Source organism: Solibacillus cecembensis (genome assembly GCF_050272495.1).
In the GTDB taxonomy this organism is placed as follows: Bacteria; Bacillota; Bacilli; order Bacillales_A; family Planococcaceae; genus Solibacillus; species Solibacillus cecembensis.
This window is the reverse complement of record NZ_JBNNMF010000012.1, coordinates 133,572-147,015: the sequence shown is the minus strand read 5'-3', so window position 1 is coordinate 147,015 and position 13,444 is coordinate 133,572. Positions and strand designations below refer to the sequence as shown.

Annotated in this window: 15 protein-coding genes and 7 tRNA genes; 1 reads left to right on the top strand and 21 read right to left on the bottom strand. The window is 37.5% G+C overall.

The genetic code is table 11. The features are described 5' to 3' along the window. Positions 1–161: 161 nt before the first annotated feature. From ACQKIH_RS12575 to acpS, 19 genes are all read right to left on the bottom strand, one after another. Positions 162–235: transfer RNA gene (locus ACQKIH_RS12575), tRNA-Gly, on the bottom strand. A gap of 18 nt (positions 236–253) precedes the next feature. Beyond that, positions 254–339: transfer RNA gene (locus ACQKIH_RS12570), tRNA-Leu, on the bottom strand. Between the two features lie 56 nt (positions 340–395). Beyond that, a tRNA-Lys gene (locus ACQKIH_RS12565) sits at positions 396–471 on the bottom strand. 5 nt (positions 472–476) lie between these two features. After that, positions 477–551 (bottom strand) — tRNA-Gln (locus tag ACQKIH_RS12560). Positions 552–556: 5 nt separating this feature from the next. Continuing rightward, positions 557–632, bottom strand: a tRNA-Asp gene (locus tag ACQKIH_RS12555). Positions 633–657: 25 nt separating this feature from the next. After that, positions 658–732 (bottom strand) — tRNA-Glu (locus ACQKIH_RS12550). Between the two features lies 1 nt (position 733). Next, a tRNA-Asn gene (locus ACQKIH_RS12545) sits at positions 734–808 on the bottom strand. 260 nt (positions 809–1,068) lie between these two features. After that, positions 1,069–1,527: a SprT family protein gene (locus ACQKIH_RS12540; protein ID WP_057985910.1), complete on the bottom strand. Its 459-nt coding sequence runs from the start codon at positions 1,525–1,527 to the stop codon at positions 1,069–1,071. 147 nt (positions 1,528–1,674) lie between these two features. Then, positions 1,675–3,846 (bottom strand): Tex family protein, encoded by a 2,172-nt coding sequence (locus ACQKIH_RS12535; RefSeq protein ID WP_427766464.1) that lies wholly within the window; start codon positions 3,844–3,846, stop codon positions 1,675–1,677. A 147-nt stretch (positions 3,847–3,993) separates the two neighbouring features. Then, positions 3,994–4,779, bottom strand: coding sequence for an RNA polymerase sigma factor SigB (sigB, locus tag ACQKIH_RS12530; RefSeq protein ID WP_427766461.1), 786 nt, complete (start codon positions 4,777–4,779; stop codon positions 3,994–3,996). Then, entirely contained in the window at positions 4,757–5,227 is a 471-nt protein-coding gene (rsbW, locus tag ACQKIH_RS12525; RefSeq protein WP_427766459.1) for an anti-sigma B factor RsbW, read from the bottom strand. Before rsbW ends, sigB begins: the two co-directional genes overlap by 23 nt. After that, positions 5,224–5,559 (bottom strand): STAS domain-containing protein, encoded by a 336-nt coding sequence (locus ACQKIH_RS12520; RefSeq protein WP_427766457.1) that lies wholly within the window; start codon positions 5,557–5,559, stop codon positions 5,224–5,226. The genes rsbW and ACQKIH_RS12520 overlap by 4 nt, the downstream gene beginning before the upstream one ends. 67 nt (positions 5,560–5,626) lie before the next feature. After that, positions 5,627–6,622, bottom strand: a complete 996-nt coding sequence (locus tag ACQKIH_RS12515; RefSeq protein WP_057985920.1) for a PP2C family protein-serine/threonine phosphatase — start codon at positions 6,620–6,622, stop codon at positions 5,627–5,629. A gap of 14 nt (positions 6,623–6,636) precedes the next feature. Then, positions 6,637–7,035 (bottom strand): anti-sigma regulatory factor, encoded by a 399-nt coding sequence (locus ACQKIH_RS12510; protein WP_427766455.1) that lies wholly within the window; start codon positions 7,033–7,035, stop codon positions 6,637–6,639. 207 nt (positions 7,036–7,242) lie between these two features. Then, positions 7,243–7,593 carry a type II toxin-antitoxin system PemK/MazF family toxin gene (locus ACQKIH_RS12505; RefSeq protein WP_057985924.1) on the bottom strand — a complete coding sequence of 117 codons (351 nt, stop codon included), beginning with the start codon at positions 7,591–7,593 and terminating at the stop codon, positions 7,243–7,245. 4 nt (positions 7,594–7,597) lie between these two features. Then, entirely contained in the window at positions 7,598–7,876 is a 279-nt protein-coding gene (locus tag ACQKIH_RS12500; RefSeq protein ID WP_057985926.1) for a hypothetical protein, read from the bottom strand. A 185-nt stretch (positions 7,877–8,061) separates the two neighbouring features. Then, complete coding sequence (gene alr / locus ACQKIH_RS12495; protein ID WP_427766450.1) at positions 8,062–9,183, bottom strand: alanine racemase; 1,122 nt, start codon at positions 9,181–9,183, stop codon at positions 8,062–8,064. A gap of 137 nt (positions 9,184–9,320) precedes the next feature. After that, on the bottom strand, positions 9,321–10,319 hold the full coding sequence (locus ACQKIH_RS12490) for a LolA family protein (RefSeq protein WP_236706782.1): 999 nt from the start codon (positions 10,317–10,319) through the stop codon (positions 9,321–9,323). A 70-nt stretch (positions 10,320–10,389) separates the two neighbouring features. After that, positions 10,390–10,743 carry a holo-ACP synthase gene (gene acpS, locus ACQKIH_RS12485; protein ID WP_427766448.1) on the bottom strand — a complete coding sequence of 118 codons (354 nt, stop codon included), beginning with the start codon at positions 10,741–10,743 and terminating at the stop codon, positions 10,390–10,392. Positions 10,744–10,842: 99 nt separating this feature from the next. Here acpS and ACQKIH_RS12480 point away from each other — a divergent pair, with 99 nt between their 5' ends. After that, complete coding sequence (locus ACQKIH_RS12480) at positions 10,843–11,442, top strand: rhomboid family intramembrane serine protease (RefSeq protein ID WP_057985934.1); 600 nt, start codon at positions 10,843–10,845, stop codon at positions 11,440–11,442. A gap of 37 nt (positions 11,443–11,479) precedes the next feature. On the opposite strand, the gene ACQKIH_RS12475 is transcribed toward ACQKIH_RS12480, so the two are convergent. Both ACQKIH_RS12475 and ACQKIH_RS12470 read right to left on the bottom strand, forming a co-directional pair. After that, a complete protein-coding gene (locus tag ACQKIH_RS12475; protein WP_427766445.1) occupies positions 11,480–12,946 on the bottom strand; it encodes a PH domain-containing protein in 1,467 nt (488 codons plus the stop codon). Then, positions 12,939–13,418, bottom strand: a complete 480-nt coding sequence (locus tag ACQKIH_RS12470) for a PH domain-containing protein (RefSeq protein WP_057985938.1) — start codon at positions 13,416–13,418, stop codon at positions 12,939–12,941. Before ACQKIH_RS12470 ends, ACQKIH_RS12475 begins: the two co-directional genes overlap by 8 nt. Positions 13,419–13,444: the final 26 nt, after the last annotated feature.

Genomic DNA, 13,444 nt, shown 5'->3' with positions numbered 1-13,444 from the left:
GTATCAACATAAAGTTGATATCTATAATTTGTTTAAGTTCATCACTTAAACGTTTAAATCATTAACGTTTGCTTGTTCAGTTTTCAAGGTTCATTATGTCTTTATTTGCGACACTCAATATATCTTACAATATATCTTCTTCGATGTCAACAATCTTTTTTTGGAGCGGGTGAAGAGAATCGAACTCTCATCATCAGCTTGGAAGGCTGAGGTTTTACCACTAAACTACACCCGCATATGAAATTTGTTGTTATGGTGCGGACGAGAGGACTTGAACCTCCACGGGGTTACCCCCACTAGGCCCTCAACCTAGCGCGTCTGCCATTCCGCCACGACCGCGTTCATTATTAACTTCTCTCATTATATACCTTTGTGAGAATTTGTCAATATGAAACTGGTGAGCCATGTAGGATTCGAACCTACGACCCTCTGATTAAAAGTCAGATGCTCTACCGACTGAGCTAATGGCTCGGAAATGGCTGGGGAACCTGGATTCGAACCAGGGCATGACGGAATCAAAATCCGTTGCCTTACCGCTTGGCTATACCCCAATAAATGGCGGTCCCGACCGGGATCGAACCGGCGATCTCCTGCGTGACAGGCAGGCATGTTAACCGCTACACCACGGGACCAAAACAAAATTTTCTATATTAAAAATGGTGACCCGTACGGGATTCGAACCCGTGTTACCGCCGTGAAAGGGCGGTGTCTTAACCACTTGACCAACGGGCCATGGCTCCGAAGGTAGGACTCGAACCTACGACCAACCGGTTAACAGCCGGTTGCTCTACCACTGAGCTACTTCGGAATAATGTTTACGTCGTTATTACCTTGCCGACTTTTATTATTATAGACACCTTCTAGCAATTCGTCAACCTTTTTTTAAAAAAAGGTTTATCCTATAAAAAATACGTGTACCACCCCTATCTAAAAGCAGCTATCTACTACTAAACGTATTTAAATACAGTATTTCCAACTTGCAAAACTATATGCGAAATTCTATCAATAATCAATCTCTTGTGTAAAACCATTTGTGGAATGAACCATGACATCATACATTCTTTAAAATCAATTCAACTCTAACTCAATACGTCCCCCACAAATGCTGCAACAGTATTTTTTTGTATCCATTTTCCGCTTCCTTCTATATAACTGTTTACAATTTATACAATGATAAATATACAAGGCTGTTGTTGACTTCTTTTTCACTTCTTCAATTCTCGAACAAAAACGTGGTGCTCCCACTTGATTTAATAATAGTTTAAAGTCTGAATCTTGATGTTTATATCCTCTTCCCAGCAAATGCAAATGATAATGGCAAAGCTCATGTAAAATAATCCCTCGAAGTTCTTCCATTCCAAAATGATTATATAATTTTTCATTCAATTCAATGTCATGCGATTTCAATAAATATCTACCGCCTGTCGTTTTCAATCTGTTATTAAAATAAGCTCGATGTACGAAAGGTCGGTCAAAGTGTTGAATTGAAAGGTCTTCTACTATTTTTTGAACTTGTTCATCTGTCACATACTCACCTCATATCGGAAAGTTAAAAGTAGCCCATTTATGTTTCAAGCAAGCTGTAGTCGGAACTCCTTCATACTTATATCCAAAAAAATAAAAAGCACACCAACTATTCGGTGTGCTTTCATTATAAATGATTAATATTAATTATTAAATACTCTCTTGAAGTGCTGGCGGAAGCATTGTTAGCGATATTCTTCCTTTGTTTACTTCGACACTTTCAATCCAAACTGTCACGATATCTCCTAAAGATACTACATCAAGCGGGTGCTTAACTCGTCCTTTTTGTAATTTAGAAATGTGAACAAGTCCATCTTGTTTAACGCCGATATCAACAAATGCACCAAAATCAACAACATTTCGAACAGTCCCTTGTAATTCCATGCCTACTTGTAAATCCTTCATTTGTAATACATCCGTTTTTAATAACGGTTGTGGAAAGGCATCTCGGGGATCTCGTGCTGGTTTCATTAATGTCCCTACAATATCTTTTAAAGTTACTTCCCCAACTTGCAATGTTTCACTTAATGCACTCAACTCTAATTGGCTAATCGATTGCTCAGCCTTTGCTGTTCCTACATCCTTTTTCGTTAGGCTGGCTGCTTGTAAAATTTCTTCCGCCAATTTATAACTCTCTGGATGGATTCCTGTAGCATCCAGTGGATTTTTTGCTTCTGCTATACGTAAAAATCCAATTGCTTGTTCATATGTTTTAGCGCCTAAGCGTGGAATTTTCTTCAATTGAGCACGAGAAGTGAATTTTCCGTTTTCACCGCGCATCGTTACGATATTTTCCGCAACGGTTTTTGATAATCCTGAAACGTACTGTAAAAGGGATGCAGACGCTGTATTTACATCTACCCCTACTTGGTTTACAGCGGTTTCCACAATAAATGTAAGGGACTCAGCTAATTGCTTTTGCGAAACATCATGTTGATACTGCCCTACACCAACAGCTTTTGGATCAATTTTCACCAATTCTGATAGCGGGTCTTGTAATCGACGTGCAATCGATACCGCACTTCGTTGTTCTACTTGTAAATCTGGGAATTCTGCACGCGCTGTTTCAGATGCCGAATAAACAGATGCCCCCGCTTCATTAACGATGACATATGCCACATTCTGCGTAACTTCCTTCAATAGCTCTGCAATAAACTGCTCCGTCTCACGTGAAGCCGTCCCATTGCCGATCGCAATAATGCTAATCGGATATTTATTTAGTATGGATTTAATTGCCGCTTTTGATTTCGTTGTATCCGAAGTCGTATGAGGATAAATGACACCTACCTCAATCATTTTTCCTAACTCATCGACTACCGCTAATTTACAGCCCGTTCGATAGGCCGGGTCAACACCAAGTACAAACTTTCCGCGCATCGGTGGTTGTAGTAATAAATTTCGTAAGTTTTCCGAGAAAATATGGATTGCTTGTGTTTCAGCTTTTGCCGATAATTCGCCACGCAACTCCCTTTCAATAGAAGGCTGGATTAAACGTTTATAGCTATCTGTAATTGCTAATTTCACTTGCTCTACAGATGGGCCAACAAAATTTCTAGGAATCCACTGATATTCCATTTGAATTGTTGCTTTTTCTATTGGTACTTCTATTGAACCCCTTAAAATTTCTTCTTTTTCTCCACGATTGACCGCCAATGTACGATGTGGTGCCATTCGGTGAATAGGCTCTTCATATTCGTAGTACATTTCGAAAACTTGCTTCTCATCTTTTTCAGCATTTTTTACCGCTGTGACAAGTTTTCCTTCACGCCATGAAAGTGTTCGTAACTTTTCACGGATTGCAGCATCATCAGCAAAACGTTCAGCAAGTATATCTCGCGCACCAGCTAAAGCATCCTCTTCTGTGATTACACCTTGCTCTACATTTATATATTGCGTAGCCATTTGATGCGTATCTTGTTTTGTGAATTTTAATAGTTGATCCGCTAGCGGTTCTAACCCACGTTCTTTTGCAATCGTTGCCTTTGTTCGACGCTTCTGTTTATAAGGTCGATATAAATCTTCAATACGCTGAAGCACTGTTGCACCTTGAATCGCACTCGCTAATTCTTCCGTAAGCTTTCCTTGCTCATCAATTAAACGTAAAACTTCTTCTTTTCTCGTTTCAAGTTGCTGTATGTAATGGAATCGATCTTCTACAGCTTTAATTTGCACCTCATCCAAAGAACCTGTTACTTCTTTCCGATAGCGCGCAATAAAAGGAACAGTATTGCCTTCCTCTAACAGTTTGATGACCGCTTCTGCTTGCTTTACTTGCACACTCGCTTCTTTTGCAATAATTTGCAGCATTTGATGTTGTTCCATAGTCCCAACTCCCTTTGTTAAGCTTTCTTTAGTTTACCATTATTTTGTCCATTTCTAGCAGTTGTTACCCATTCTTTTCGGTCAATCATCGTCCTAATGACAATAAAAAAGAGTCCACCCTGATAATGCTAGTAGACTCGAAGAATATTATAATGAAACGCCACCACTTGATATAATGGTTTCTTGTAGTTTCTTAATTGCTTTTCGTTGGATTCGTGATACATGCATTTGTGAAATACCTAAACGTTCCCCAGCCTCTTTTTGACTTAATTGCTCTAAGTAGGTGAGCTGGATAATTTGCCGCTCTCTTTCATTTAAAGCATCCATCGCATCCGCAACAATCATGCGTTGGTTTGTATTTTCAAAACCATCATCTATTCTTCCTACCACATCAAATAGAGTCACCGTACTACCATCTGAATCAGACTCAATAGAATGATTCATCGAGAGCGCTTGATAACTTCTTCCCATTTCCATAGCTTCAAGTACTTCCTCGTCTTGTACTTCTAAATAATTCGCAATTTCATGAATCGAGGGAGAGCGTTGTAACTCTGTTGTAAGTGCTTCAACCGCAGCCTTAATTCGAGGCCCTAATTCTTTAATGCGGCGAGGAACATGTACATCCCACGTTTTATCACGTAAAAAACGTTTTATTTCCCCAACAATCGTTGGTATTGCGAAAGCTTCAAAACTCCTACCGAATGAAGGTTCAAACCGCCTCATTGCTCCGAGTAAACCAAGCATCCCCACTTGAACAATATCGTCATGGTACGTTTTGCCGCGCGAATATTTACGAGCAATTGATTCAACTAATTGCTTATAGTGTACGACTAGGTTCGTTTGTGCTTCGTCGCTGTCCGATTCTTGATATTGCGCTAGCCATTGCAGGATTTCCTCTTTTGATGAGTTTTTAGGTAGTGATTCTCTCGACATACTCCTTCACCTGCTCTTTCGTGACATACTTTGTCATGAAAACAGTGACGCCACCCTCATTGTTCATTTTGACTTCATCCATTAAAGTTTCCATCAAATATATGCCGAGTCCGCCTTCACGTAAAAGTTCTACGTTGTCCTCTTCATGGTAAGGTCCCACTTTTGATTTAATTTCTTCAAAATTAAAACTCACACCGTAATCAGAAACCATAATTTCAATTTTATCTTCAAATAGCGCACAGCCTACAACGACTTCACCTTCGTCACTTTCTTTATAAGCGTGATGTACGACATTCGTAACCGCTTCACTTGTCGCAATTTTTAAATCTTCAATTTCATCATAAGAAAAACCTACACGCACTGCTAATCCTGAAATCATTAAACGAATAACACTTACATATTGAGGCTTTGCCGGCACTCGAATTTCAATATAATCAAATGCTTTCATTGTTTTAACTCCACCTCTGCATCAGTTTCAATACTCATTAATTCACTTAACCCTGTAATTTCAAATAGCCTTACTAAACGACTCGATAAACCAACGAGACGCAACGGTACATTTTCACGCGTTACTTTCTTGTAAAAGGCTACAAAAATCCCTAGACCTGTACTATCTATATAATTTACTTTCGACAAATCTAATTCAACGCGTCTCCCTTCGACAATTTGAACCGCTTCTAACTCATCACGTAAGACCGGAGCAGTAAATGTATCAATTTCCCCTTCAATATAACCCCTCATCACATTTCCATCTTCTCTAAATTGAACATTAACATTCATTTAAGACACCTCCATCTAAAATTACTTCTTTTCCACTAAGCGCCTAAACTTAAACCTATTTTCTAAACTATTTTTTAAAAATCACTACCGTAAAATCATCTTCTAAATTAAAATCTGTTAAATCCTTTAAGTACGCGTACATTCGTTCACACATTTCTTGTGCACTTAAATTAATATAGTTTAATGCTAATTCTTTTATTACATTTCGCGGGTCTAAATCTCCTTGTTTTCGGAAATCCGTCACGCCATCCGTAATCATTAATATAAAATCATTCTCTTCCAAATGAATCTTATATTGTCGATACTTTACTTCCGACATTACACCTAGTAGTAAGCCCCTGGACTCTAAATCATAAAATTTTTGATCACGTGAATTATAATAGATCGCAGGCTCATGACCTGCTGAGCCATATGTAAATATATTTCCTTTGATATCATACGTCCCATAAAACATCGAAACAAACATGCTATCATCTACACTTTTTTCAATAATGCGGTTCAATACTTCAAGTACGTAAGAAGGATTATTATTTGCGTATTCTAATGTATCTAATCCATACTTCACCATCGACATACAAAGTGCTGCTGGTACCCCTTTACCAACAACATCGGTTACAGCCACACTTACATAATGTTGTTCATCATTTAAAAAATGCACGTAGTCTCCATTCATCTTTCGTATCGGAATCGAAACCATCCCTATATCTAATTCATTCACCTTGGGGATAGCTGTTTTTAATAACATACTTTGAATTTTAGTCGCTACATTCATCTCAATTCGTAATTCTTCCTGTTGCACTAATAAACTTTGATGCTCTTGCACAGTTAGGCCAAAGTGAACCATTATTTCGATTAAAAAATCAAAACTATTTAAGATTTCACTAGTGATATCTGGGTAAATCTGTTCGACGGCATGCTTATGAATACTGATTACTTCTTCAGGTGTAACCTTTTTTTGTATAAGCTGACGAATAAAATTTTGACCGATATATAAATTTCGTTCTGTTTGATTCTTTAAATAATCAGCTAATATTTTTTTATATTGAATTTGTAGTTCTTTCATCTTCCCACATCCTACTAAATCCATTTTTCAATCTTAATTATTGTACCTTTCCCAACAGTGGTCTGAATTTCCATCCCATCCATCAATCTTTTCACACCTGGTAATCCAGCTCCTAGCCCACCAGAAGTTGAATACCCATCTTCCATCACTTTACGAACATTATCAATCCCTGGTCCTTTATCTATTGCGGTAATACGAATTCCATATTTTTCATTTTCCTCAATGCGTTCAATTACAATTTCACCTGCACTGGCATATAAATAAATATTTCGTGCAAGTTCACTAATCGCCGTTGTAATCCGAGCCTGTTCTACCGTTCCAAAACCGATAATCTTTGCTTCGTTACGTCCCAATTGACGTGCAACTACAATATCCCATTCTGTAATGATTTCAACGGTAGATTTAGAATTCAATATAATGCCCCCCACCATCAACTTAACTATCTCTCTATTAATTAGTTGTTAATTTCGCTATTATCCCTAATTCGTTCTACGGAATCTTTAGAATTATTAATAAATTATAATATAAATTCCATTATTTTTCAAAATTAAATAAATCATTTATAAAAATCATTAAAAAGAGCATCGAAACGTATCGCTTCGATGCTCTTTTTCTATGTATTAAAATTTAACAAGTCCTAAACTGATACCAAGTGCGTCATCCACTTGTTCCATCAATTGTGAATCAAGCTGAGTGATACGATCTGTTAATCGTGATTTATCAATTGTACGCAATTGCTCAAGCAAAATTACCGAATCTCGCTCAAAGCCGTATTTCTTGGCATTAATTTCGACATGTGTTGGTAATTTTGCTTTTTGAATTTGCGCTGTAATTGCAGCTATAATGACTGTAGGACTAAATCGATTTCCAATATCATTTTGAATAATTAAAACGGGTCTGGTACCACCTTGCTCAGAACCTACAACAGGTGACAGGTCAGCAAAAAAAACATCCCCACGCTTTACAATCAAATTGTCATCCCCCGCTAACGAGACGCTCCACCATATGTTCCGCTTCATACTCTGCATGTAAGCATTCACCACAAATAGACAGATTAATGTGCGACATTTCCACATAGCCTTTCATTAAAGCTTCCCGTAATTGATTTGGTTGCATATGCTCTTTATATTTTCGCGTCGAAAGATATGTAATCGTTCCATCGCTACTTATATTATGGCCTAGTGTTCTTTCAAATTGAATAACTAATTCATCTGGAATCTCAATAATTACTTCTTCTAGTTCTTTTGCGAACAAAACAAGCACCTCCACAAACATACCATTTCAATTTCATTTTAGCATCGAATGTCGACAATGAAAAGACAAGAAATAATAAATATTGACAATTCTTGCAATGAATATGGGGTTTGTGTGACTTTTTCAGTTTTATTTTCCGTATTTTCTGTCGATTATACTACTTTTATTCGACAAAACTCAACTAATTAGTTTTTATATACTCTCGGAACTCTTCCAGTAATTACACAAGGAATTTCATAATTAATCGTCTCTAATTTCGATGCCCAATCATCTATTGTAATTTCATCTTCTTGTTGTCGACCAATTAATAAAACACGCTCACCAATATTATATGCTTCTTTCAGTAAAATCATACTTTGATCCATACAAATTCTTCCGATAATTTTCGCACGTCCACCACCAATTAATACCTCTTGTCCACTGAGCTTGCGTATCATCCCATCAGCATAGCCAATTGGTATCGTTCCAATAAAACAATCTTTTTCAGCTGTAAAATTTGCGCCATAACCAACAGATTGTCCGGCTTTCAACTTCTTCACATGTACTAGCTCTGTTTCTAAAGAAAATGCAGGCTTCAATGGAAATGGTAATAACTCTCCCACATAAGGCGATGGCAACAAACCATACATGGATATGCCGAAACGAACTGCGTCATATTGTAAAGTTGGATCCTTCACTAATGTGGTTGCAGTATTAGCCACGTGTACTAACCGAGGCTTTTCTGGAAGGACATTTAATAATTCCTTGAATAGACTAACCTGTTTTTCAAAATATTCGTTGTCCTCTTCATCGGCAGTAGCAAAATGTGTGAAAATCCCATCAACTACAAATCCCGAAGTATCTTGAATCACTTTATACAACATTAATAACTCTTCTTTTGTAGTAATTCCTATACGTCCCATGCCTGAATCAATCTTTACATGTAATTTCAATTGGTTCGAGAGTGGCAAGTATTGCTTTGCTTGTTCCATCCAATCCACCGAAAATACAGTAAGCGTAATATTTTCTTTCGAAGCATAGGGAATAAAAGAATTTGGAGTTGCACCTAATACGAGAATATCGATGTAATTAAAATGTTCTCTCATATGTACTGCTTCATCTGGTGTGGCAACTGCCAGCATTGTCGCGCCAGCATTGATTGCTGCATTTGCTACTTCAATATCACCATGACCATATGCATTTGCCTTTACAACAGCAATAATTCCCACATTCGGTTGGACATATTGACGTAAGGAAATGATATTTTGGTGAATGGCTTGTAGATCAATCACTGCTTTGGTTGGACGATAATTAATTTTGTTTTCCATATTCTTTATTCCCTCTTTTTACATTTAAACTTTTTAATCAATTACGCCTCGGCGTATTTTGCATTCATCCCCCGGTAGGGACTTCTGTACCTGTCGCTTTGCTTTCGGTACAAATGGATTTGCTGAATCAAGTTACGTTATTTCATACTTCCTACCGTTACACTTGCAGCAACTTCCATTAATTCATCTTGTGAAAGTTTTGTCGATGCGATAAAGAAAGCCATGCCATCCTGTTCCCATCGAATTGAGTTTTCCGTCATTGCACCAACTGTAAACCCTAAATCAGCAGGATCTCCAGGTGAGAATACAGGTAACGTATCTACATTATTAACAATAGGTTGTTGCATTAAAGTAAACGGTTTTTCACCTTCAAAAGTTAAAATAACACGAGAATTCCCATCTTCCTTCGTTTTGTATTCATCCGTTAACTTTGTATGCTCCCAATCTAATACTGGATAATGTACTTGGAACTCTGTATTTTCTATATCGGCAAGAGCTGTATCTTTTTCCTTATCCTCTGGGAATTTTTCTACTGCATAATCTTCTGCTTTATGTTTTGCTCCCATTTGGATATCTTTAAACGTAATAATAACCTGCTCTTCTAATGACTCGTTTAACACACTCACTTTTGTAGGCAACATTGTTTTTTTATCAATTGTGATTTGCTGCACTGGTAATGCCGTTCTTTCGACATTGCGCGTAGCCAATTCAAATGTATATTGTTTGTCATCTTCCGTCATAACTGCTGATTTATCTGCTAGTAAATCCTCCGCTAGCATCCCAATCAAATAAGCTTGGCTATTTTGCTTCGGCCATTCACTTTGGAATTTATATGTTTTCTTCAACGCTGGCGTGACAACAAATACACCTTCTTCATTTCGCACAATCATTTGTGTTTCTTTATCGCCTTGTGTATTGACCGAAACACGGTAAAAGTCTGGCTTTGTATGCCAAACATTCACATCATAAACTCTTGGTTCAGTACCTGTCCTAACTTCCATCGTCGCATTCAATTCATAGCCCTTTGCTTCATTCCACTTTTCATTTACCTCTTGAACAACTTCCTCCTGAGTGGCTTTTCCACAAGCTACCAAAAATAAACAGCAGGCAAATACAACTAACATACGGACTTTCAACGCCTCACCCTTTCTCACATCTGCTCCGATAAATCAGCATATGAAAAAGAACAAGCTAATATGTATTGTATCACTCCATTAATATCACTTGAGCAGCAGCAGTTGTATGTGTATGCGTAATCGAAACAAATGCTTTAGCTTGCTGACCATCGAAATACAAGACTGGTTTTCCTGATGCATCTTTTAAGATTTCAATTTGGTGCAATTCACAACCTTCACCAATTCCTGTCCCATTTGCTTTAGAGTATGCCTCTTTTGCAGCAAAGCGCCCTGCTAAAAATTCAACTTTCCGCGTACCCGAAAGTGTATCGAAAATAGCCAATTCTCGTTCCGATAAAATTCTTTGTTGGAATTTCTCTGTTCGGTTTATCGCTTTTTCTATTCTTATCATTTCGACAAGATCTAATCCAATTCCTTTAATCAAGTAAGAGCTCCCCCTTTCATTTGGGCATTATTACAATGTATACTTATGAAGATAGAATATTGTCCGTACATTGGTTCAATTAATATTTCGAGGTGAAACATGTTTATTCGTAGAGAAAACTTCAAACAATACATTAAGTTATACCCAATTGTGTCGTCAATTATTGCGATTAACTTCATTGTATTTATTATCACATTAATCCCTGGTATTGGTAAGGAAATTTTATACGCTGGAATGAGTGTCAATGCCTTCATCTCTGCTGGTGAATGGTGGCGCATTATTACTTCCATGTTTTTACACAGCGGTTTTACGCATGTTTTATTCAATATGTTTTCACTCTTTTTATTCGGTCCTGAACTTGAAAAAATTGCTGGGAAAATGCGTTTTTTAACGATTTACTTTTTAGCTGGGATTTTTGGTGTCGCCGCTACTTTCCTATTTGAGGATCCATACTATGCGAGCGTAGGTGCGAGCGGTGCAATTTATGGTATTTTCGGTGCGTTTGCTGCACTCGTCTATTACACACGTAATTCATTCCCGCAGTTAAAGCAAATCATTTTACCACTTATCGTCATCAGTGTCATTATGACATTCCTGACGCCTAATATTAATATTACGGCACATTTAGGTGGATTGGCTACTGGTTTTATTTTAGGCTTTGTTTACTTCAATTCCAAGAACATGCTACGTTGGCGATAAATAAAAGGGTTGCTCTCCGATAATGAGAGCAACCCTTTTATCGTTCATACCATTGTAAAATCGTTTCAACTTCTTGCTGTTCTATATGACGAACCGTAGCAGATGCCCCAGTCATTCCTGACATCACAACAATTCGTGCTGAACCAATTTGTTTTCTCTTTTGGAAATACGTTTGACTTCCTTGTGTAACTTGAATTCTTTTTTTCTCCGCAAAGAAAGTCACACGGCTAATCGTACGGGAAACAATCGTGATTTGCTGCCCATTTAACAAATAGCCCGCCGTCTTAAATTGCCATCTTCCTAGCAAGATAATCGGCACAATAATTAACAATGACAATAAGCCGTATGGGTAAAAGAAATAAGTTAATACGCCTATTAACGGCACCATCCATAAAAAATCAACGCGATAGAAAAAAGGTTGTGCTCTTTTTGGTGGTGTCACTTCTGGTGTCATTGTAAAATCAATATGCGGAAATAACTCCCTCAACGGCTTTATGAGCATTTTTTTAGAAATGAGCGGAAATAACACAATTCTTTTATCCTTCTCACCACTAAAGCTTCCACCTGCACTTTCCACAACTACAGTCGCTAAACCTAACATTTGTCTGAATGGATTTTCAATAATTTTTACAGCTTGCACGCGATGCAATGGAATCGTTACTCGTTTTTTCTCCAATAATCCACGCGTAATAATCAACCGTTTGTTTTGCTCCGTCACAGTAAAATCATAATAATTCAAAAATGTGAGCGCCACAGAAATGAGCCACGCAACAAAAAAGGCAAAGGCAATCAAAAACGACACAATAATTACACTGAATTTCATCAAAATTGCCATTTCATTATAAATTGCATCAAACGGAATAAACTGAGAAAACTGCGATATTGCAGCGAATAATCCTGCCAATACAACCCCAATACCACTTGACGTTGTTGCTAATAACAACAATTCTTTCGGCTGCATTTTATGGATAACAGTTGAAGACTCTTCTAGTGCTGCTTCCTGATCTTCTTCCATTGAAGAACCCATTTGCTTTACTTTCCTCATTTGATTTTCGATTTCCTCTGCTGCCATTTTCGTAACAGCTGTCAACTCAGCTTCTGGCTTACCACTTTTGCCCCCCGCTGTTTCTACTTGCACTTGAACTAACGTAAAAATACGATGAAAAATACCTTCTTTATAGTTTAAACTTTGGATGCGATCAAATGGGATATAGCGCTTCTTTTTTACGAATAGCCCATATTCTACACGCAGTTCACGATCCTCAAACCAATACGTAAAAGTCATCCATTTCACTAAGCCGTTTACCATCGTCCCAATAACTATGACAAATAAAAACATTAACGGAACCATTTCACTGAAAAATTTATCATCTCGGTAATCAAAATTTAAGTTAAAGCCATTTGCAACGACAATAATAGCAATTGGAATCAACAAGTCTTTTAACGCTTTGACAACGTTAATAATCGCTGTAACGGGATGAAGTTTATACTTTTCATCAGACATCTTCTTCAGCCACCCTTGCTAATTCCGATATTTTTGTTCTGAGCATATCGGCGTCCTCCGTCAACAACATAGGGATCGTATGTACTGTTGCAGCTGAAGATATAGAAATATTAGCTAAATTATATTTTTTTAAAATCGGACCTTGTTCCGTATCGACATGTTGTACGCGCACCATCGGAATTAATGTACGCTTTACGACAAACAGGCCACTTTGAATTTCTATTTCTTGTTCCCTTACTTCATAGCGCCAAATTTTCCAACGGACACTTGGGAAAATAACAATAGATAAAATGATCGATAACACGACGATACCTACTGTAATCCAGATAATCCACTGTGACCATTCATATTTAACTGCTAAAAATATAATACCCGCTGTTATAAGTGCTAATATAAGCGTTTGAATTATTCCATACAATCGCCACACTGTTTGAGACATTTTCGGCAATTGATATTTCGGTTGTGCTCTCATTTTCCACACCTCTTTCTACTACTTAT

Bases quoted from the DNA above. Each gene is read 5' to 3' on its own strand.
- ACQKIH_RS12480 (WP_057985934.1), top strand. From the start codon at position 10,843: ATGTTTATTCGTAGAGAAAACTTCAAACAATACATTAAGTTATACCCA.
- sigB (WP_427766461.1), bottom strand. From the start codon at position 4,779: ATGTCGAGAGAATCACTACCTAAAAACTCATCAAAAGAGGAAATCCTG.
- rsbW (WP_427766459.1), bottom strand. From the start codon at position 5,227: ATGAAAGCATTTGATTATATTGAAATTCGAGTGCCGGCAAAGCCTCAA.
- alr (WP_427766450.1), bottom strand. From the start codon at position 9,183: ATGGAAAACAAAATTAATTATCGTCCAACCAAAGCAGTGATTGATCTA.
- ACQKIH_RS12535 (WP_427766464.1), bottom strand. From the start codon at position 3,846: ATGGAACAACATCAAATGCTGCAAATTATTGCAAAAGAAGCGAGTGTG.
- ACQKIH_RS12475 (WP_427766445.1), bottom strand. From the start codon at position 12,946: ATGTCTGATGAAAAGTATAAACTTCATCCCGTTACAGCGATTATTAAC.
- ACQKIH_RS12470 (WP_057985938.1), bottom strand. From the start codon at position 13,418: ATGAGAGCACAACCGAAATATCAATTGCCGAAAATGTCTCAAACAGTG.
- ACQKIH_RS12515 (WP_057985920.1), bottom strand. From the start codon at position 6,622: ATGAAAGAACTACAAATTCAATATAAAAAAATATTAGCTGATTATTTA.
- ACQKIH_RS12520 (WP_427766457.1), bottom strand. From the start codon at position 5,559: ATGAATGTTAATGTTCAATTTAGAGAAGATGGAAATGTGATGAGGGGT.